At 58.1% G+C, this 21,074-nt stretch carries 19 protein-coding genes; 3 read left to right on the top strand and 16 right to left on the bottom strand.

Annotation, left to right across the window (positions count from 1 at the left end; all coding sequences use genetic code 11):
• Window positions 1-34: 34 nt before the first annotated feature.
• From atpE to mnmG, 7 genes are all read right to left on the bottom strand, one after another.
• The gene (gene atpE, locus ACAM27_RS02605) at window positions 35-262 is read right to left on the bottom strand and encodes a F0F1 ATP synthase subunit C (protein ID WP_014423137.1); all 228 of its coding nucleotides are present in this window, start codon (window positions 260-262) and stop codon (window positions 35-37) included.
• Window positions 263-316: 54 nt separating this feature from the next.
• Complete coding sequence (atpB, locus tag ACAM27_RS02600; RefSeq protein WP_141066692.1) at window positions 317-1,171, bottom strand: F0F1 ATP synthase subunit A; 855 nt, start codon at window positions 1,169-1,171, stop codon at window positions 317-319.
• 15 nt (window positions 1,172-1,186) lie between these two features.
• Window positions 1,187-1,579: an ATP synthase subunit I gene (locus ACAM27_RS02595; protein WP_223268741.1), complete on the bottom strand. Its 393-nt coding sequence runs from the start codon at window positions 1,577-1,579 to the stop codon at window positions 1,187-1,189.
• A 217-nt stretch (window positions 1,580-1,796) separates the two neighbouring features.
• Window positions 1,797-2,672 (bottom strand): ParB/RepB/Spo0J family partition protein, encoded by an 876-nt coding sequence (locus tag ACAM27_RS02590; protein WP_222198217.1) that lies wholly within the window; start codon window positions 2,670-2,672, stop codon window positions 1,797-1,799.
• A gap of 60 nt (window positions 2,673-2,732) precedes the next feature.
• On the bottom strand, window positions 2,733-3,527 hold the full coding sequence (locus ACAM27_RS02585; protein WP_014423140.1) for a ParA family protein: 795 nt from the start codon (window positions 3,525-3,527) through the stop codon (window positions 2,733-2,735).
• Window positions 3,528-3,550: 23 nt separating this feature from the next.
• On the bottom strand, window positions 3,551-4,195 hold the full coding sequence (gene rsmG, locus ACAM27_RS02580) for a 16S rRNA (guanine(527)-N(7))-methyltransferase RsmG (RefSeq protein ID WP_369612488.1): 645 nt from the start codon (window positions 4,193-4,195) through the stop codon (window positions 3,551-3,553).
• A gap of 1 nt (window position 4,196) precedes the next feature.
• Window positions 4,197-6,083: a tRNA uridine-5-carboxymethylaminomethyl(34) synthesis enzyme MnmG gene (gene mnmG, locus ACAM27_RS02575; protein ID WP_369612487.1), complete on the bottom strand. Its 1,887-nt coding sequence runs from the start codon at window positions 6,081-6,083 to the stop codon at window positions 4,197-4,199.
• Window positions 6,084-6,665: 582 nt separating this feature from the next.
• Here mnmG and ACAM27_RS02570 point away from each other — a divergent pair.
• The gene (locus ACAM27_RS02570) at window positions 6,666-7,931 is read left to right on the top strand and encodes an EAL domain-containing protein (RefSeq protein WP_014423144.1); all 1,266 of its coding nucleotides are present in this window, start codon (window positions 6,666-6,668) and stop codon (window positions 7,929-7,931) included.
• Window positions 7,932-7,954: 23 nt separating this feature from the next.
• Here ACAM27_RS02570 and ACAM27_RS02565 read toward each other — a convergent pair whose 3' ends face one another.
• Genes ACAM27_RS02565 through ACAM27_RS02555 form a run of 3 tightly spaced genes read right to left on the bottom strand, consistent with a single transcriptional unit; the run spans window position 7,955 to window position 12,735 of the window.
• Window positions 7,955-11,101 (bottom strand): efflux RND transporter permease subunit, encoded by a 3,147-nt coding sequence (locus ACAM27_RS02565; protein ID WP_369612486.1) that lies wholly within the window; start codon window positions 11,099-11,101, stop codon window positions 7,955-7,957.
• Window positions 11,102-11,104: 3 nt separating this feature from the next.
• Entirely contained in the window at window positions 11,105-12,199 is a 1,095-nt protein-coding gene (locus ACAM27_RS02560; protein WP_114434614.1) for an efflux RND transporter periplasmic adaptor subunit, read from the bottom strand.
• Between the two features lie 23 nt (window positions 12,200-12,222).
• On the bottom strand, window positions 12,223-12,735 hold the full coding sequence (locus tag ACAM27_RS02555; RefSeq protein ID WP_374730301.1) for a DUF3833 domain-containing protein: 513 nt from the start codon (window positions 12,733-12,735) through the stop codon (window positions 12,223-12,225).
• 310 nt (window positions 12,736-13,045) lie between these two features.
• Between ACAM27_RS02555 and ACAM27_RS02550 the strand changes: the two genes are divergently transcribed.
• Window positions 13,046-14,866 (top strand): acyl-CoA dehydrogenase C-terminal domain-containing protein, encoded by a 1,821-nt coding sequence (locus ACAM27_RS02550; RefSeq protein WP_014423148.1) that lies wholly within the window; start codon window positions 13,046-13,048, stop codon window positions 14,864-14,866.
• 195 nt (window positions 14,867-15,061) lie between these two features.
• The gene (gene thpD / locus ACAM27_RS02545) at window positions 15,062-15,997 is read left to right on the top strand and encodes an ectoine hydroxylase (protein ID WP_011787293.1); all 936 of its coding nucleotides are present in this window, start codon (window positions 15,062-15,064) and stop codon (window positions 15,995-15,997) included.
• A 67-nt stretch (window positions 15,998-16,064) separates the two neighbouring features.
• Here the strand turns inward: thpD and ACAM27_RS02540 are convergent, their stop codons facing one another.
• From ACAM27_RS02540 to rpmH, 6 genes are all read right to left on the bottom strand, one after another.
• Entirely contained in the window at window positions 16,065-16,814 is a 750-nt protein-coding gene (locus ACAM27_RS02540; RefSeq protein WP_014423150.1) for an ABC transporter substrate-binding protein, read from the bottom strand.
• A 165-nt stretch (window positions 16,815-16,979) separates the two neighbouring features.
• Entirely contained in the window at window positions 16,980-18,350 is a 1,371-nt protein-coding gene (mnmE, locus tag ACAM27_RS02535) for a tRNA uridine-5-carboxymethylaminomethyl(34) synthesis GTPase MnmE (protein WP_141066695.1), read from the bottom strand.
• 72 nt (window positions 18,351-18,422) lie between these two features.
• Complete coding sequence (gene yidC, locus ACAM27_RS02530; RefSeq protein WP_222198166.1) at window positions 18,423-20,126, bottom strand: membrane protein insertase YidC; 1,704 nt, start codon at window positions 20,124-20,126, stop codon at window positions 18,423-18,425.
• 4 nt (window positions 20,127-20,130) lie between these two features.
• The gene (gene yidD, locus ACAM27_RS02525; protein WP_011787297.1) at window positions 20,131-20,424 is read right to left on the bottom strand and encodes a membrane protein insertion efficiency factor YidD; all 294 of its coding nucleotides are present in this window, start codon (window positions 20,422-20,424) and stop codon (window positions 20,131-20,133) included.
• The gene (gene rnpA / locus ACAM27_RS02520; RefSeq protein ID WP_011787298.1) at window positions 20,424-20,822 is read right to left on the bottom strand and encodes a ribonuclease P protein component; all 399 of its coding nucleotides are present in this window, start codon (window positions 20,820-20,822) and stop codon (window positions 20,424-20,426) included. Before rnpA ends, yidD begins: the two co-directional genes overlap by 1 nt.
• A gap of 15 nt (window positions 20,823-20,837) precedes the next feature.
• Window positions 20,838-20,972, bottom strand: a complete 135-nt coding sequence (gene rpmH / locus ACAM27_RS02515; protein ID WP_008940054.1) for a 50S ribosomal protein L34 — start codon at window positions 20,970-20,972, stop codon at window positions 20,838-20,840.
• Window positions 20,973-21,074 lie beyond the last annotated feature (102 nt).

The following is a 21,074-nucleotide window of genomic DNA, read 5'->3' as shown; positions in this document are numbered from 1 at the left end:
CGGCCTCAGCCGGCGCCCACAGCTCTCGGTTTAATTAACCAGCAACAACGAAGATCAGGTACATCGCGATACCAACACCGATCATGGGAACCGCGTCAAGCAGACCAGCCATGATGAAGGCTTTGGTTTGCAGTTGGTTGGCCATTTCCGGCTGACGGGCAGTGGACTCAAGCAGTTTGCCGCCCAGCAGACCGAAACCGATACCAGCGCCCAGAGCGCCCAGACCGATGATCAACGCAGCTGCGATAAATACCATTTCCATTGAAGACTCCTCAGTTTTTTCAGATAGTTAAGGGTTTGTTTATTTAAGGGTTAATCAGTGATCTTCGTGTGCCGCGCTGAGGTAAACCACAGTAAGCACCGTAAAAATAAAGGCCTGAAGCGGAATAACCAGAATGTGGAAGATCGCCCAGGGAACGTTCAACGTCCACTGAACCCACAGCGGCAACAGCGCAATCAGGATAAAGACAACTTCACCAGCGTACATGTTACCGAACAGACGCAGCGCCAGACTGATCGGCTTGATGATCAGCGCCAGGATCTCCAGCAGCAGGTTGAACGGGATCATGATCCAGTGATTGAACGGGTTAAAGGCGAGCTCTTTGGTAAAGCCACCCACGCCTTTCACCTTGAAGCTGTAGAACAGAATCAGCAGGAACACACCGATGGAGATACCGAAGGTACCATTGGGATCGGTGGTCGGAACAATCTTGAAGTAACCAAGCCCCAACGCGTGGGCGATAGACGGAATGTAGTCGATCGGGATCAGCTTCAGGACGTTCATCAGAAGGATCCAGACGAAAATCGTCAGCGCCAGCGGGGCAATCAACGGATTCTTGCCGTGGAAGACATCGCGCACAATGCCCTGAACGAACTCAAAGGTCATTTCGACCAGGTTCTGCAATCCGGTCGGTGTGCCTTCGGTAACCCGGTTGGCCACAAAGCGGAACAAACCGAGGAACAGAATACCCATGGCGATAGACCAGCCGAGGGTATCGACATGGACAGCCATGAAGCCCATGTCCGCGGCTTCCTGGCCGGTACGTGCGAAGGTCCAGGTGGCCTCCTGCACGACACTGCCATCCGCGCGCTCATAGCCTTCCGGGAGCTTGCCATAGGTAAGGTTGGTGAGGTGGTGTTTTATATACTCTACTGGGGTATCAGCTGCCATACTGCTCTCGTCCAGTCATCGCTGTGGTCGCGGCCGGATGAGCCAGCGCAATGCCGTACCCAACACAACCATCACAGCAAAAGTGAATAACAGAGCCGGTACGTGGACTGGCTCCATTAAAGTGAAAACGGCCGCAAAAAACACTGCGGTAAGGGCCAGCTTGATGCTTTCAGCCCTGAATATGTTGCTCACTGCCAGGTGCATCTGTCGGGCACCCTGATATCGATACGCGCGGTGAGCAAAGTACGCGTTTGGTATGACAAAAATAAGACCGCCAACAAGTGCGGAATACCCGGCCAAACGACTTTCCAACAGCCACAACAGGCTCAGAATCAGCAGAACCGCCATCTCTATAATCAACCACTTGCCAAGTGGTACGTACGTGATGGCTCTCGAAGAACGGTTCATATCACCAGCTGTCATCCCAAGCGCGCGGAATTATATGTGTTAACCGATAGGTGTTCAACATAACCGCACGGAAAAATTGGCGAAAAAGTGAGCAGGTTTTGCCGCCGAAACCTGAAGTTTTACACAGGTTGTGTTGCTCATCGATCACCACAACCACATGTGGTGTTTCCGGCACCAGACGGGACTTTAGGATGATTTTCAGGTTTTATCGGGCCGATTAACGGATGTGGCCCAGAATGCCGTCAAGCTCGTCCAGTGAACTGTACTCAATCACCAGCTTGCCTTTGCCCCGTTTACCATGATTGATCGCCACCCGGGCACCGAGCCGGTCAGACAGATCGTCCTGCAAGGCCCGGATGTTCGGATCAAGAGCCGGCTTGGCGCTGGCTTTGTCTTCCGGTTTTTCCTGCTGAACCCGGCGCACCAGGGCTTCAGTCTGGCGTACCGACAGCGATTTGCCGACCACCTGACGGGCCACCTGCATCTGCTGCTCCGGTGGCAGGGTAAGCATGGCACGGCCGTGGCCCATTTCCAGATCACCATGCTCCAGCATTACCCTTACGTCTTCGGTCAGGCCGATCAACCGTAACAGGTTGGTGATCGTCGTTCGGGACTTGCCCACCGCCTCGGCCACCTGAGCCTGGGTCAGGCCGAACTCGTCCTGCAGGCGCTGCAGGGCGAAGGCTTCTTCAATAGGGTTCAGGTTTTCGCGCTGGATGTTCTCGATCAGCGCCATCGCAATGGCGGCTTCATCCGGGACATCGCGGATAATAGCAGGAATACGGTCCAGTTCTGCCAGCTGGGTGGCACGCCAGCGGCGCTCACCGGCAATCAGTTCATAACGGCCTTCCGACACCGGACGCACCACGACCGGCTGCATCACGCCCTGCTGACGAATGGAGTCTGCCAGTTCCTGCAGAGCGGCGGGGTCCATATCCCGGCGCGGCTGATAACGACCACGCTGGATCAGGTCGACCGGGATCTCACGCAGTTCACCATCGTGATCACTGATCTCCTGATTGAGATTCACCTTCGAGCCCTGGAGCAGTGCCCCCAGTCCCCGTTCGCCCAAGCCTCGCTTCTTCGCCGCCATGGTGGTTGTCATTCTTCCTGTTGAAATAGTGGGTGCATGGTTGCCTGACGGCGGTCTATGTTACACCGCAACCGCGGGCGATGTCTTTTTCGATCCGTGCCGGCGTACCATCTCGCCAGCCAGCGCCAGATATGCCACCGCACCCTTGGACACCCGATCATACTTGAGTGCCGGCATGCCGTAGCTGGGCGCTTCTGCCAGCCGGACGTTGCGGGGAATCACCGCCCGGTAAACCTTGTCACCGAAATATTCACTGAGCTGACCGGAGACATCCAGAGTCAGGCTATTGCGGGGGTCGTACATGGTGCGCAGGATACCCTCAATCTCCAGATTGGGATTGACCGTTTCCTGAATCTGCTGGACGGTGTTCATCAGTGCCGCCAGCCCTTCCAGGGCATAATATTCACACTGCATCGGGATCAGTACCGAATCCGCGGCAGACAGGGCATTCACGGTCAGCAGACTGAGTGAAGGCGGGCAATCAATCAGGATGTAGTCGTAGTTTTCCCGAACGGTGTTGAGGGTCAGCCGTAACCGGTGTTCCCGGCCAATCTCGTTCATCAGCTCCACTTCGGCGGCGGTCAGGTCACCGTTGGCGGGCAGCAGATCAAAACCGGAGGCTTCAGCGTGGACGATCACGTCCGCCGGAGTAGCCCGTTTGGTCAGCACATCATATCCGGACAGCTCCAGGGAATTTTTATCCACACCGCTGCCCATGGTGGCATTGCCCTGGGGATCCATATCCACCAGCAGCACCCGGCGCTTGGTGGCCGCCAGAGACGCGGCAAGATTGACGCAGGTGGTGGTTTTGCCCACACCGCCTTTCTGATTGGTCACTGCAATCACGCGCGCCATGCTTTGCCTCCTGCTGTTGAGGGTTACCGGTGTCGTTCAGCCCGGGCGACGATCAGTAAATGCCGTTCGCCGTCGGCTCCGGGGACGGTCAGGGAATGGCTGGATTCTACCTGCCAGCCCGCCGGAAGGGCAGCTACTTCATCATCCGGATACTGGCCTTTCATGGCAAGGAACTCGCCGTCATTCGCGAGCAGACCACCACACCAGGTCACCAGGTTTTCCAGGGCGGTGAAGGCCCGGCTGCTGATCTGGGTGAAGGGCTGATCGGGCTGGCAGTCTTCCGCCCGGCCGTGGATAACTTCAACGTTGTCCAGCCCGAGCTCAAGCACACACTGATTCAGGAATCGGGTTTTCTTGCCGTTGCTGTCCAGCAGGGTAAAGCGTTTTTCCGGGAACACAATGGCCAGCGGAATACCAGGCAGGCCGCCGCCGGCGCCCACATCCAGCAAATGGTTTGTGGTCACCCAGGGCAGGATGCTCAGACTGTCCAGCAACTGGCGGGAGACCATGACCCGCTCATCCCGCACGGCGGTCAGGTTGTAGGCCTTGTTCCACTTGTTCAGCAGAGCCAGAAAAGCCAGCAACTGTTGCTGCTGGCTGTCGGACAAAGACAGGTTCATGGCCGCGAGGCCGTCCCGAAGCTGGCCGGGCCACTGTGGATAACTCATCTCAGGCGCTCTGCTTTTTCAACAGGTCGCGCTTTTTCAGATGCACCAGAATCTGGCTGACCGCCGCCGGGGTCACACCCTGGATACGGGACGCCTGAGCCACCGTTTCCGGGCGCACGTCCTTGAGCTTCTGCTTGATTTCGTTGGACAGGCCACCGATGACGTCGTAATCCAGATCCAGCGGCAATGCGGTGTTCTCGTTCTTGCGCAGGCGCTCGATCTCATCCGCCTGGCGGGAGATGTAGCCTTCGTATTTGATCTCGATTTCCACCTGATCGGCTACGTTCGGGTCCTCCGCCCGTTCGGCCCCGATCTCGGCGATGTGATCGTAGACAATCTCCGGACGGCGCAGCAGCTCCGCCAGAGACTGGTCACGGGTCATCGGCTGTTTCAGGTAGCCATTGGCTCGCTCACCCGCCTCGGTGTTCGGATGGATACGGGTGCTTTCCAGGCGGCTACGCTCTTTGGCAATGCCTTCGCACTTCTCGCTGAACTTCTGCCAGCGTTCGTCGTCCACCAGGCCCAGCTTGCGGCCGGTTTCGGTCAGGCGCAGGTCGGCGTTGTCCTCCCGCAGGATCAGCCGGTATTCGGCACGGCTGGTAAACATACGGTAGGGCTCCTGAGTGCCCATGGTGATCAGGTCGTCCACCAGTACGCCCAGATAGGCCTCATCCCGGCGCGGGTACCACTCTTCCTGGCCCTGGGCCCGCAGCGAGGCGTTGATGCCCGCCAGCAAGCCCTGGGCGCCAGCTTCTTCATAACCGGTGGTGCCGTTGATCTGGCCGGCAAAGTACAGGCCCTGGATAAACTTGGTTTCCAGGGTGTGGCGCAGGTCCTGCGGGTTCAGGTAGTCATACTCGATGGCATAGCCCGGGCGCAGGATGTGGGCGTTCTCGAAACCGGGAATCGAGCGCACGGCCTTGAGCTGGATATCAAACGGCAGGCTGGTGGAAATACCATTCGGGTACAGCTCGTTGGTGGTCAGGCCTTCGGGCTCGACGAAAATCTGGTGCGAATCCTTGTCGGCAAAGCGGTTGACCTTGTCCTCGATGGACGGGCAATAACGCGGGCCCACGCCTTCGATGTTGCCAGCGAACATGGGCGAGCGGTCAAACCCACTGCGGATAATGTCGTGGGTTTCTTCGGTGGTGCGGGTCACGTAACAGCAGATCTGCTCCGGATGTTCGTCACGGCTGCCAATAAACGACATCACGGGTGTCGGATCGTCTCCCCACTGCTGCTGCATCGCGGAGAAATCCACGGTGCGGGCATCAATGCGCGGCGGTGTTCCGGTTTTCAGGCGGCCAACGTTGAACGGTAGCTCCCGCAGGCGTTTGGCCAGGGCATTGGCCGGCGCATCACCGGCGCGACCACCGGCGTGATTCTGCATACCAATGTGGATAACGCCACCGAGGAAGGTACCGGTGGTCAAAACCACGGTTTTGGCGTTGAAGCGGATGCCGGTCTGGGTCACCACGCCCACCACCTGGTCGTTTTCCACAATCAGGTCATCGGCCGCCTGCTGGAACAGGGTCAGATTAGGCTGGTTTTCCAGCATATGGCGAATGGCGGCTTTGTACAGAATCCGGTCTGCCTGAGCACGGGTGGCACGCACCGCCGGGCCCTTTCGGCTGTTCAGGACCCGGAACTGGATGCCCGCCTGATCGGTGGCCCGGGCCATGGCGCCGCCCAGGGCATCGATTTCCTTCACCAGATGGCTCTTGCCAATGCCACCGATGGCCGGGTTACAGGACATCTGCCCCAGAGTCTCAATGTTGTGGGTCAGCAGCAGGGTTTGCGAACCCATACGCGCTGCCGCCAGGGCGGCTTCAGTACCGGCATGGCCACCACCAATGACAATGACATCGAAACGGGTCGGAAACTCCACACTACACCTCGGAAATCGGGGAAAAAAACAGGGCGGCGAGTATAACGCCTCGCCCGGGAAATTGCAGTCAGAATGTGCAAATTTTAACCAGCAACGAGGTGAATAAAAACCCTGGCGGCTGGCCTTGGCCGATGATCAGTGCGACGCCGCTCTCTGACAGGGTTCGTTCAGGATAAGGAAATTCCGAAAGTTTCAGGATTTCATAGCCTTGTCATACATTGTTCAAAAAAGTTTTTAAAAAGTTATCCACACAATTGATGCCTTCACTTACAGCCAAAAATGTCGGTAACTATTTGTTAAATATAAATTTAATTAAATTGCTCTGGCATTATTCGCAAATTATCCCAGTAATTATCCACAGCGTTTTTAGCAGATGCCTATATACGGTGCAAAAACCGGTACCCCTGAACCCAAGTGCACCAACAAAGGGCCAGTTTCTACGCAGGCTCGCCAGCGCGGTCGCTTGGCCCCGGTGTCAGGCGCCCAACCAGAGATTTTGGCACAGAACTCGCTTGAGCCTGGAATGCAGTTTCTCAACCACGGCCAGGAAGGCTCGAACAGGCAGTACAAGGGTTCCTGACCATGAAGCGCGTTCTCAGACTTGCCGAGCACCGGCACCGCCCCTCTGGCAAAACCGCCAGCTTTATCGAACATCACGATTTCCGGTCGGTCTATCAACCCATTCTCAGCCCCACCCATCAGAAGATGGTCGGCTACGAGGCACTGGTACGGGTTCGTCGTGGTAATCAGCCAGTACCGCCGCCTTCGCTTTTCGAGCAGGCCAGCATTCAGGGCGTCACCTCGGAACTGGACCGGCACCTGCTGAACCTGCATCTGGAGAATTTCACCCAGACCAACCTACCTATCTGGCTGTTTATCAATATCAACCCGGACACTCTGTTCCACCATAACGACTACCTGTCTGTACTGGCTGACCATTGCCATCAACTGGGCGTGCATCCGGAGAAGATCGTGCTGGAGCTGGTGGAGACCGCCTCCCGGGACAGCGCCACGCTGCTGGAGTTCGTCCAGGAAGCCAAGGCCCGGGGATTCCAGATCGCCATCGACGACTTTGGCATGGGTGATTCCAATTTTGAGCGCCTGTGGCGAATCAACCCGCTGATCGTGAAGATTGACCGGTCTCTGTTGATGAACGCCCAGGATCACAACCGCGCGCGATTGCTGTTGAACAGCCTGGTCCGGATGATTCGCGAGAGTGGCAGCCTGGTGCTGATTGAAGGCATCGAGAACAATGCCCAGGCCCACATTGCGCTGGCCACCGAAGCGGATCTGCTGCAGGGCTTTCTGTTTGCCCGACCGGGGCAAGGGTCCGAAGAACTGACGCAGACCGCCGAAACCGCGTTGCGACAGGTCATGTCGGAATCCGAACGCTGGTGCCAGAACGATTTCAGGACCCGCGAGACCTATCTCAAGCTGCTGAGATTCGAAATCATGGATGCCTGCCATGCCCTGGCCCGGGGCGAAGAATTTGATCGGGTATGCCGGCCTCTGCTGCAAATGGAGGGCGTACGGCGATGCTTCCTGCTTGATCAAAAAGGGGTTCAGCAAGGCAGTCTGGCCCAATCCGGGGCTTCCCGGAATGCCGCATTCAACCCGCTGTATCAGTCCGCTGGCGCCTGCTGGAGCCATCGGGAATATTTCCGCAACGCCCTGGAGCGACCGCAACACATCAGCTGCAGTCGCCCCTACGTGGCCCTTCCGGACGCCCGACGAACCGTCACCCTGTCCACCGGCACCTCACTGGCCCAGGGCCACCGGATCTTCTGCGTGGATATCCACCCGGATGAGGTCCTGGACGGTCAGGTTCTGTTCCCGGACACCCTTTGATGCCGGGATTCAGCCGGTAGGGTTCAGAAATCGTCCGCCTTGCGCTGTGGCACCGCCGCCGAACTGCTACCGCCGGATGGGCCCGCTGCCAGGCGTTCCAGCTCCTGCTCCACCGCGTTCGAGGATTTCGCAAAGCGGGCCAGAAGGTTGTACAACACCGGGATAATGAACAGAGTCAGGGTGGTGGCGAAAATCAGGCCACCCAGGATCACCATGCCGATGGCCGCCCGGCTCTCGGCCCCGGCACCAGTGGCAATCACCAGCGGAACCGCCCCGAACACCGTAGATATGGTGGTCATCAGTACCGGACGAAAGCGCAGGCTGGCGCCTTCCAGAATGGCTTCTTTCACCTCGTAGCCCTTGTCCCGAAGCTGGTTGGCAAATTCCACGATCAAAATGCCGTTCTTGGCCATCAGTCCCAGCAGCATGATGATGCCAATCTGGCTGTAGATGTTCAGACTGATGCCCGACCAGGCCAGCGCGATCAGCGCACCGGTCACCGCCAGCGGCACCGACAGCATGATAATCAGCGGGTGGATCCAGCTCTCGAACTGGGCCGCCAGCACCAGGAACACGATAATAAACGCCAGCCCGAAGGTCAGGTAGATGGCCGCCGATGAATCCTGGAATTCTTGGGACAGGCCCTTGTAACTGAGCCGGGCCTCCGGAGGCAGGTTATCCACAGCCAGGTTATTCAGGTAGGTCAGCGCTGAACCCAGATCATAGCCCTCGGCCAGGGACGCACTCACCACCACCGCCGGCAGCCGGTCAATCCGGCGCAGATCCGGATTGGCCCCGATCTCTTCCACAGATACCAGAGCTTTGAGTGGAATCAGTTCCCCACCTGCCCGAGGCCGCAGGAAGATCTGCTCCATATCACCGGGCGTGGCCCGGTCGGCATCGTCCGCCTGGATAATGACGTCGTATTCCCGGCCCCGATCCAGATAGGTGGTTACCTGCCGGGAAGCCAGCATGGTCTGCAGGGTGAGGCCTACGTCTTCAATGGTGATATCCAGATCCGCTGCCCGGTCGCGGTCAATGTTGACCTTCAGTTCCGGCCGGGTCAGCTCAAAATCGGTGTCGACATTCAGCAGATTCGGGTTTTCCTTTGCCCGTTCAACGATCTCCTCACTCCAGGCCTGCACCGACTCGTAGTCGGGGCCGGCAATGACAAACTCCACTGGCTGATTGAAGCCGCGCTGGCCCAGCCCCGGCGGGTTGATGACACTGATCCGCACCCCGGAAATGTCAGACAGCTTGTCGCGAATCTCGGTGGTGACCTGCTGCTGCTTGATCTCCCGCTGTTCCCAGGGCACCAGCCCCATGATCATGAAGGCATTGTCTTCTTCATCCCGGAATCCGACGATGGACAGGAAACGCTCGGCGATACCGTCATCCAGGTAGGGCAACAGTCGCTCTTCGGCCTGTTTGACAAAGTGATCGGTGAATTCAACCGTCGAACCCCGGGGTGCGCTGATGGGCATGATGATTACGCCGCGGTCTTCGGTCGGGGCCAGTTCCTGGGGCAACCGAGGGAAAATCACCGTCGCCACGATCAGCCCGACGATACCGAGCCCGAGCAACAGCCCCGGTTGGTTCAGGGAGAAGCGAAGCATTCTCTGATAGCCATTCGTCAGGCCATTCAAGATGCGTTCACTGAAGGCCCAGAGCCGATGCCCCTCGGCACTTTCGGGACTGTGCCGGAGCCACTTGGAACAGAGCATCGGCGCCAGGGTCAGAGCAACCAGGCTGGAGACCACCACGGCAGCCGCGAGAGTGAAGCCGAATTCCGCAAACAACCGGCCCACGTTGCCGCCCATGAACGAGATGGGCACAAACACCGCCACCAGTGTCAGCGTGGTGGCGATCACCGCGAAAGCCACCTGCTTGGCGCCCCGGTAGGCCGCCAGCAACGGTGGTTCGCCTTCATCAATGCGACGCTGGATGTTCTCCAGCATGACAATGGCATCGTCCACCACCAGGCCGATGGCCAGAATGATGGCCAGCAGGGTCAGCACGTTGATGGAAAAGCCCAGGAAACCCAGGCCGATAAACGCACCGATCACTGCCACCGGAATGGTGACCGCCGGAATCAGGGTTGCGCGCCAGGAGCGCAGGAACAGGAAGATAACCAGTATCACCAGCGATACCGCAATCGCCAGCGTGGTCAGAACCTCTTTGATCGAAGCCCGGATAAACACCGATTCGTCATAGCTCTCGGCAATACGCACTTCCGGCGGCAAGGTCTCGCGAATCTTCACCAGCTCCGCCTTCACCGCATCCGACACCGCTACCGTGTTGGCCTTGGACTGGCGGATTACCCCCATCCCGATAGCGGTTTCGCCATTGGCCCGCAAACGACCAACATCCGATTCCACCCCGACCTGAACATTGGCAACCTCGCCCAGGCGCAACAGGTCGTTGCCATCCCGGCGGATCACCAGATTGCGGAAATCCTCGACATTGGACAACCGCCCTTCCGCGCGCACGGTAAAGTTGCGGGTGGAGGAGTCCACTGAACCGGCCGGTAACTCCACGTTGTTCTGCCGCAGTGCCTGCTCCACCTCAGCAACGGTTATGTTGCGGGCCGCCAGGCGGGTGCGGTCGAGCCAGACCCGGATGGCGTAACGGCGTTCACCGCCAATCCGGACATCGGCAACACCGTCCAGAACCGATAACCGGTCGGCCAGAACCCGATCGGCGAAGTCACTGAGTTCGGCACTGTCCCAGACGTCACTAATCAGAGTTATCCACATCATCGGCCGGGCATCGGAATCGGCTTTTTGAACCACCGGGGGATCGGCCTCATCCGGCAACTGGTTCAGAACCCTGGACACCGCATCGCGTACGTCGTTGGCGGCAATGTCTACATCCCGGGAGGTATCAAATTCTATGGAGGTTCGGGATTCACCCTGTTCGGTTGAGGATTCGATGGAGCGAATGCCTTCAATGCCACTGATGGCCCCTTCAATCACCTGGGTAATCTGGGTGTCGACCACTTCCGCCGCAGCGCCGGTGTAATCGGTGGACACCGAAACCACCGGCGGATCAATATCCGGATATTCCCGAACCGGCAAGCCCAGCAAGGCGGCCACGCCGAATACGACAATCAGCAGGCTCAGAACGGTGGCAAACACCGGGCGTTTGATGGAGACATCGGACAGCACCATGGATCAGGACTCCACGGTCCGGGCAAACCGGTTTTCCGGAATCGCCTGGTCGTTACTCTGTACTTCAATGCGGTCGCCGGTACTCAGGCGATCCTGCCCGGTTACTACCACGGCATCGTCCAGGGTCAGGCCAGAGGTAATTTCCACCAGACCGGGCATGCGCGAACCGGTCGCCACCGATACCCGGCGTGCCACGCCGTCTTCGGCAACAAACACATACTTGTCGTCGCCACGAATCATCACTGCCTGCTCCGGAATCACCAGCCCTTCCCGTTCCTGCAGGGTCAGTGACGCCGACATGAACTGGCCCGGCCGCAGACGACCGTCCGGATTATCGATAATGGCTCGCACCGACAGGGTTCGGCTCAATTCGCTGATGCGGGTGGCGAGTTCCACCAGCTCTCCCCGGAAGACCTCGTCTGGGAATGCCGGCGAGGAGGCAATCACCGATTGGCCTACCCGAACCTGGCCGACAAAACGTTCCGGAACCGCAAAACCCATTTCCATTCGATCGGTGGTGTCCAGCGTGGTAATGGTGGTGCCCGCTTGCAGATATGCCCCCACGCTGATGTCGCTCAGGCCCACCACACCGGAGAACGGCGCTTCAATGCGATGGTTTTCCAGCCGCACCCGGGCAGCCTGTCGCTGGGCTTCAGCCACACTCACGGCGGTGACCAGTTCATCCACCTGGGACTGGGACACGCTATTGTTGGAGCGCAAACGCTGGGCCCGCTCCAGTTGCCGCCTGGCATCGGCCAGCTGGGCTTCAATCACCTGGAGATCAGCACGGGCCTGACGATCGTCGAGACGTAACAGGACATCGCCCTGAGATACTTTCTGTCCGGGTTCGAGGTTGATCTGCACCACCCGACCGGTGACTTCGGTGGTCAGTTCCACGGCATTCAGTGCCTTGAGGTTGGCCACCGAACGAATCTCATCCCTGACCTGCTGCAATCTGGGCGCCACTGCACTGACTTTGCTGGCCCTCGGCTCCTCACCGGCCTGTTCTGTGGACGAGGAATCCATCGCCAAAAAGAACACCGCACTTCCGGCACCCGCTGCAACCAGTACCACCGCAATCAGCCATTGCTTCCACATGGGTATCGCAAACCTTTCCGAGTTCAGTTCTGCGGGACAGCCCCGCTTTCATGTTTCTGAATCACCAACACCACTTCACCCACATCGACACCCCACTTGCTCATGGTGGTCTGGTTGATCAGGGTGTCGGGAGTAACCAGGTACATCCAGTCGTCCATCCGGACATCGATCGTGCCATCGCCGTATGCCACCCGCAGGACATAATTCATGTGTATGGCGTTGCCCTGCCAGCGCATGGTGCCGGCTTCCACCACGTCGCCGGCGCTGGCGTGATAGCTGCCGTTGTCCGGTGTCAGCGTCCAGATCCGGGTCTGGACCTCGCCGTCGTTGAAACGGAACACCTCATCCAGCGTACCGACACCGTTTTCATCCCAACTGGCCACAATGTCTGCGTCGAAGGTACGGATAACCTGGCCGGCGTAGTCCTTGACCACCCCCCGGGCCGAAAGTTCGCCCCGGAAAAACTCCGAGGGCACCAGCTCCGGTGCCTGGCCCTGATAATCCTCCAGATTCGGCCCGGCACACCCTGCCAGCATCAGGGTCATTAACAGTATAAGACCACCGCTTCGAAGACCATGGAAAAGACCGGGGAAAGGCTGCGTTTGCATGACTTTTACACTCCTTGGCGACTACCGGATAGCAACAGAACGTTTACAGCATTACGGACCCATGGCCGTGCCCGATCAGTCCCCGGGCCCAACCGTCATTTCAGCCAATTGTCCATTCTGACATCAGCACCAGCGCTTTCCGTCAATGGCAGCCCGCCGGGAATACCGTACAACTGCACACACAGTGGCCTTTCTGGCCCAACCAATTCCGGATGATCAATGCATGTGAGGACTGGCTATGCCTGTGTATAAAGCGCCCCTGAGGGACATGAAATTCCTGCTCAATGACGTATTCGATTACCCGCGGCACTACCAGACACTGGCCTCCGGTGAGAACGCCACGCCCGACATTGTCGACGCCATTCTGAGCGAATGCGGCCGTTTCTGCGAAGAGGTGCTGAGCCCGCTGTATCAGTCCGGCGACGAAGAAGGGTGCCACCTGGAAAACGGTGAAGTGATCACCCCCAAGGGCTATAAAGAAGCCTACGAGCAATATGTGATGGGCGGCTGGCAGGGCCTGTCGGCACCGGAGGAATTCGGGGGCCAGGGCCTGCCGGCCTCCATGGGCCTGCTGAAGCAGGAAATGATGGGCACCGCCAACTGGTCCTTTTCCATGTACCCGGGCCTGTCCCTGGGGGCCATGAACACCATCTATCTGCACGGCGACGAGCAGCAGCAACAGACTTATCTGGCGCCGCTGACTGAAGGCCGCTGGGGCGGCACCATGTGCCTGACCGAGCCCCAGTGCGGTACCGACCTGGGCCAGGTCAAAACCCGGGCCGAACCCCAGGCCGACGGCAGCTACAAACTCACAGGCACCAAGATCTTCATTTCCTCAGGAGAGCACGATCTGACCGAAAACATCGTTCACATCGTGCTGGCCCGTCTGCCGGATGCCCCGAAAGGCACCAAAGGCATCAGCCTGTTTATCGTGCCCAAGTTCCTGCCCGATGCCCAGGGCGGTGTCGGTGAGCGCAACGCCGTCAGTTGCGGCGCGCTGGAGAAGAAGATGGGCATCAAGGCTTCGGCCACCTGTGTGATGAATTTCGATGGCGCCACCGGCTATCTGATCGGCCCGGAGAATCAGGGCCTGGAGTGCATGTTCACCTTTATGAACACAGCCCGCATCGGTACGGCAATTCAGGGGGTTGGCCCCGCCGAGCTGTCCTATCAGTGGGCTCTGGATTACGCCAGGGAGCGCCGTTCCATGCGGGCTCTGTCCGGCAAGAAAGAGCCGGATGAGGTTGCCGACAGCCTGATTCACCATGCCGATGTCCGGCGTATGCTGCTGACCCAGAAAGCCATCGCGGAAGGCGGCCGCTCCATGCTCTATTACGCCGCCAAGATCGCGGACCATATGGTGGAAGCGCATACCGCAGGCGATACCGCCAAGGTTGAGAAATATGACGACAAACTCGGCTTCCTGACGCCAATCCTTAAGGGATTCCTGACCGAACTGGGCTGTGAGGCCACCAACCTGGGCATGCAGGTGTTCGGCGGTCATGGCTACATCCGCGAACACGGTATGGAGCAGATTGTCCGGGATACCCGTATTGCCACCCTGTACGAAGGTACAACCGGCATCCAGGCGCTGGACCTGCTCGGGCGCAAGGTCTTGCTGATGACCCAGGGCGGAGCAGTGCGGGAATTCACCCTCAAGGTGGCCAATTTTGCCCGCAAGCACCTGACCAACAAACAACTGCGGCCGATGGCGGTGGAGCTGCTGAAACTGACCGCCCAGTGGAACCTGCTGACCGTGCGCGTGATGCTGGCAGCACGCAAGGATCGCGACGTGGTCAGCGCCGCCGCCAACGACTTCCTGATGTACAGCGGCTACGTGACCATGGCGTACATGTGGCTACGCCAGGCGGCGGTGGCCAGCGATAAACTGGAAAACGGCGGCGATGAATCTGACGCCTTTTACCGCACCAAGCTGGCGACCGCCGAGTTCTATTATGAGCGCTTGCTGCCCCGGGCCCAGGCCCACGCCACCAGCATGCTTAGCCCGACCCGCAACCTCATGCAGGTGGCACCAGAAGAGATGGCCTTTACCGGTTAACCTCCGGTATTTTCCCGTCCCGGGCTCCGCCCGGGACATTTTTGGCTGTTCATGACCATCCGGAAATCGGGGTTGAAATCCCGTTGATACGACCTCAACTTCCCCCCTGCCTTACCACTTTTCTCACAATGCACTGAGGTTTAACGACTTTTAGAGACATCACCATTCTCGCGTATAAAAGAAGGAGGTTCGAAAATGGACAATCGTACTGACGACTTTTATCCCACCCGCCTCGAGCGCCCGGCAGAGAGTTTCGAGCGCAAGGACCCGGTTATCCACAGCCAGGGAACCGACCGCCACAATGGGCCGCTGAGCGAAACTGAACTGGCCCGGTATGAACGGGACGGCTTTCTGGTATTCAACAACTTTCTGGATCAGGAAACGGTCAAACGTTTCCGGGACGACCTGCGAGCCTATGAGAATGACGACAGCATCCTGCGTTCCGAAGGCACTATTACTGAGCCGGGCAAGCAGGAAATCCGCTCTATTTTCGGGATCCACGAACTGTCTGATCGCTTCGACCGACTGACCCGGGAATCCCGCTTGCTGGATATGGTGCACCAGCTACTGGGCAGTGATGCCTACATCCACCAGTCACGCATCAATTTCAAACCCGGTTTCCACGGCAAGGGCTTTGACTGGCATTCGGATTTCGAGACCTGGCACGCCGAGGACGGTATGCCGCGAATGCGGGCCGTCAGCTTTTCCATCGCCCTCACCGACAACACACCATTCAACGGCCCATTGATGCTGATTCCCGGCTCCCACAAAACGTTTGTGCCCTGTGTCGGCCGCACGCCCGAGGACAACTACCAGTCCTCACTGAAAAAGCAGGAGCTGGGGGTCCCCAACGAGCAGGACCTGCAGAAGATGGCCGATCAGTACGGCATCCAGGCGCCTACCGGGCCAGCGGGCTCTCTGATCATATTCGAGTGCAACACGTTGCATGCCTCCAATGCCAATATGTCACCCTGGCCCCGCAGCAATCTGTTCTTCGTCTACAACAGTGTGGAAAACCGTCTGGAACAGCCATTCTGCGGCAACAAACCGCGGCCCGACTTTCTGGGCAATCGCAGCCATACCGAGGCCCTGCGCCCGGTTCGTTCACCGGATCTGCGCCGCACCGGTTAAGCGATGGCCCAATAACGAAAAAGGGGAAGCCACTGGCTTCCCCTTTTGCAACGGAACAAAGCTCTGATCAGAGGCCGTACTTGGTCTCAATAGCCTCGTAGATTCCGTTGTTCTTGATGGTTTCCAGGCCCTGATTCAGTTTCTGGATAACCTCGTCCGGCGTTTCCATGTTCATGGCCAGGTACAGTTCGGTCTTGTTGAACGAATACACCGGAACCAGCCCTTCCACATCCTGCTGGGAGGCAAAATAGGGCCCGGCCAGCTGGTCCGCAATCCAGAGGTCAACCTGCCCCAGTTCCAGGCGCTTCGGGTTCAGGTCATCGCTTTCCATCTCCGAGACCTTGTAGCCGCGCTCCAGCAGGTATTCGGTCATGACGTCACCGCGATAGCCGGCATACAGCAAACCCCGGGTATCTTCCAGATCGTCGATCTGCAGGTTGGTGCCGGCCGGGGCAAAGATGGTCCACAGGTTGTTCGCCAATGGCCCTACCCACTTGAACTGCGGTGCCCGGCTTTCGGTATAGGTGGTGCAGAAGATCCCGTGGTTCTTTTTGTTCAGGGCCCGGTTGTAGCCGTAATCCCAGTTCCGGAGCTTGATGACATAGTCGAGCCCGGACGCCTGCAGCACCGCTTTCACCATCTCGGTGCACAGTCCATCAATGCCATCGCCGTTATGCTCGAAGGCACGGCCGGTGGAACTCATGTTGTACGGAGGAAAGTTCTCGGTGTAGATGTAGAGTTTGTCTGAGCCCAGGGCGGGCACAGAAACGCCGGCAAACACCAGCGTGGCAGCTAACAGAGAGGCCAACTTGCGCACGGGTTATCTCCTTTACCACGAATGACTTGGTCCGCTGCACAGGCAGCGGCACGATGAGACAGTAGTGGAGTTTACCCGAGCTTTTAACGTTGTTTTACAGATAAACTGTTTGTTTTCGTAAGGGAACACCCGAGAGCCAGAGCGGGCTGAGGGCTCCTTCCTGAATTATTTCCCGATGCAGAAACTGCTGAATATTTTCCCCAGAAGCTCATCCGGGGTCAGATGCCCGGTGATTTCCCCCAGGGCATCCTGAGCGGCCCGCAGATCTTCGGCCAGCAATTCACCGGCGCCGTAACCTTCCAGCTGGGTCTGGCCTTGCAGCAGGGAATCCCGGGCACGTTCCAGGGCATCCAGGTGCCGGCGCCGGGCCAGGAAGCCACCTTCGGTGGTGCTGGCAAAGCCGATGCATTCTTTCAGATGCTCACGCAGAACCTCCAGGCCCTCCGCAGCTTTTGCTGCCAGACGAATCACCGGAGCGGTCTGATGCGACTCGGCGCTGATACCCACCGGTTCACCAGACAGATCCACCTTGTTCCGGATCACCGTCACCGGTGCACTCCTGGGCAGTTGATCAATAAAATCCGGCCAGATTTCATGGGGCTCGGTTTTGTCGGTGGTGGTGGCATCCACCATCAGCAAAATACGATCGGCCTGTCGGATTTCTTCCCAGGCCCGGGCAATACCAATCTGTTCCACTTCGTCAGGGCTGTCCCGCAGGCCGGCAGTATCAATAACGTGCAGCGGCATACCATCGATGTGGATATGTTCCCGCAACACATCCCGGGTCGTGCCCTCGATGGCGGTGACAATCGCAGCCTCCCGACCCGCGAGGGCGTTCAGCAGGCTGGATTTGCCGGCATTGGGCCGGCCAGCAATAACCACTTTCATGCCGTCCCGCAGAATGGTGCCTTGCTGGGCTTCACCGAGAATCTGCTGCACCTGCTCCAGCAGCCCCTGCAAGTCAGAAGCAACCTTGCCATCGGCCAGGAAATCGATCTCTTCCTCCGGAAAATCGATGGCCGCTTCCACGTAGATGCGCAGATGGGTGATGGCCTCCACCAGGTTATCCACACGTTTGGAGAACACCCCCTGCATGGAACGCACGGCGCAGCGGGCCGCCTGTTCCGAGCTGCTTTCAATCAGATCTGCAATGGCCTCAGCCTGAGCCAGGTCCAGCTTGTCATTGAGAAACGCTCTTTCGGAAAATTCACCGGGCCGGGCCAGCCGGGCGCCCAGGCTGCAGACTTCCCGCAACAGGATATCCAGGATCACCGTACCCCCATGGCCCTGAAGCTCGAACACATCCTCGCCGGTAAAGGAATGCGGGTTGGGAAAGTACAGACCTATGCCCTCATCAATGAGCTCTCCCTGCCGATCCCGGAACGGGCCGTAATGGGCGTACCGGGGTTTTGGCTCAAAGCCCAGCATGGTGCGGGCAATGGCCATGGCTCTGGGTCCGGACACCCGGACAATCCCCACCCCGGCCTGGCCCGGGGCAGTGGCGATGGCGGCAATGGTGTCAGTCGCTGGCTGCATCTTGGTTTTCCTGAAATAGAAATGACAAAGGCTCCACAAGGGAGCCTTTGTCAGGTCAGAAGCACTGTTGAATCAGTACTTCTTGCCTGCCGTTTCCGCTTCGATCTTGCGGGTAATGTACCACTGCTGGGAGATCGAAAGAATGTTGTTCACCAGCCAGTACAGAACCAGACCAGCCGGGAACCACAGGAAGAACACGGTGAAGATCAGCGGCATCAGCTTCATGATCTTGGCCTGCATGGGGTCCGGGGGCGTCGGGTTCAGGCTCATCTGGATGAACATGCTGGCGCCCATCAGGATCGGCAGGATGAAGTACGGGTCCATCTGGGACAGATCCTGAATCCACAGCATGAACGGCGCATGACGCAACTGGACACTTTCAAACAGTACCCAGTAAAGCGAGATGAACACCGGCATCTGCACCAGTATTGGCAGACAGCCCCCGAGCGGATTGATTTTCTCGCGCTTGTACAGCGCCATCATTTCCTGGGACATGCGCTGGCGATCGTCGCCATAGAGCTCTTTCAGCCGGGTCAGTTGCGGAGCGACCGCGCGCATTTTCGCCATGGAGCGATAGCTGGTGGCGGAGAGGTGGAAGAACACCGCTTTTACCAACACCGTCAGCAGGATGATAGCGACACCCCAGTTACCGACCAGGCCATAGAACCATTCAAGGATGTAGAACAGCGGCAGGGAAATGAAGAACAGCCAGCCGAAATCAACGGTGCGATCCAGGTTCGGAGCCAGAGCTTCCAGCCGATCAATGATCTTGGGACCGACATAAGCAGTGGCGCCCACTTCTGCGGTCTCACCCGGTGCTACCGTCGTCGCAGGATAAACAAAGCCCATGACATGGAGATCACCCCGTCGGGTGGTCTGGAACTGGGCTTTCTGGTCCCGCTCGGGTACCCATGCGGTCAGGAAGTAATGCTGCAGGAAGGCCAGCCAGCCATTGGTGACGGACTGATTGACGCGCTTCTCTGACAGATCCTCGAAATCGTACTTCTCATACGGATCTTCCGGGGTACTGATCACCATGCCCAGATAAGCCCGGATTCCCATGCTGGCCTGCGAGGTCGGATCCGGCGCCTGATCACGCACGATCTTGCCGGTGAAGTTACCTTGCCATGGGCTTTCTGAACGGTTGTCGATCAGGTAGCTGACATCAATCTGATAGCTGTTGCGGGCCAGATGATAGCGTTTGGTGATGGCTACACCGCTGTCAGTGGTGTACACCAGGTTGATGGTAAGTTCATCTTCCCCTTCCGCCAGCTGGTAACTGCCGGTTTCTGCCTGAAATACCGGAGCTTCACCGGCTTGGCTGCCATCCGGGCCATCGCGACCGATCAGGCCGCTTTCCAGAAGATAGGTGCGGGTACTGGTATTGGTCAGAAGTTTCAGTGGCTGTTCGCTGTCCAGAGACTCGTCGTATTGCAACAGGGAACTGTCAACCACATTACCGCCTACGCGGTCGATCTTCAGCTCGTAAACATCCGTGGTCACGGTAATAAAACGATCTGCCAGATCCTGATCACTGTTGGCGGAGGTTGACGCCAGTGAGCCGGTCTCCGGCGTTGCAAACTCTTCACCGCCTGCGTTGTTATCCTCAGGCAGGATCATGTCATCGGTGCTGTTGGTAGCACTGTTGTCTGAGGGAGATTGCGCCTCGGCAACCTGTTCTGTTTGAGGCTGGTGATAATCCTCGTTCCAGGCAAGTACCATCAGGTAACTGACAATGGCGAGGCCGGCAAACAAAACGATGCGTTGAATATCCATAAACTTAGTGTCTGGTCTGAGTAGTGGAATGAGTGCTTTCTGTCGGATTGCAGGCCTGGCCGGAGCGAGGCGCCGTATTCAGTTCCGTTCCCGGTACCGGATCATAACCGCCTTCTGCCCAGGGATGACACCTGAGTAGCCGGGCTGTTGCCAGGTAACCGCCTTTAAGAGGTCCGTGATGTTGGATGGCCTCGACGGCGTATTGTGAACAGGTAGGGTAATGACGGCAATGGCTGGCCATCATCGGACTGATGGCATACTGGTAGAACCGGATGGGCAAGAGCAGGAGTTGACGCATTACTCCGTACCTCTGGGATTGCCGACGGATTGATCAGGCGTGGACTGCCGGTATTTTTTCTTTACCCGATGCCAAAGATCATTCAGTGAGGAACGGACCGTATCGTTATCCAGCCGATCCAGCCCCTGGCGGCCGAGCACAATGATATCCAGGCCTGGCAGATCTGGTTGGAGCCGGAAGGTTTCCCTTACCTGACGCTTGATCCGGTTTCTCTGAACGGCGAGCCGAAGATTCTTCTTGGAGAAGATCAATCCGACCCTGGCGTGTCCCAATGAATTGGCAGAGGCCAGGATCAGAAAATTCCTGTGCGGAACTTTCAGCGTTACGTCATTGAAGACCCTGCTGTAATCCGAAGGTTTCAACAGTCTGTGAGACTTCGGAAACGTCAAGGCCTTCATGAGGCAGGCTTCAGATTACGCAGACAGGCGTGCACGGCCCTTGGCACGGCGACGAGACAGTACCTTGCGACCATTGGCTGTCGCCATACGGGCACGGAAACCGTGAACGCGCTTGCGCTTCAGGACGCTCGGTTGGAATGTTCTTTTCATGGTGATGTTCTCACAAATCGTCGATGGACATTGATCAGTGGCTGGAAAATAGACAGCCAAAACAGGAGCGGCATTCTAGTCAAATACGGGTGCAAGTTCAAT

The organism is Marinobacter sp. RI1 (assembly GCF_041155085.1).
In the GTDB taxonomy this organism is placed as follows: Bacteria; Pseudomonadota; Gammaproteobacteria; order Pseudomonadales; family Oleiphilaceae; genus Marinobacter; species Marinobacter nauticus.
This window is presented reverse-complemented; position numbering and strand designations above follow the sequence as displayed.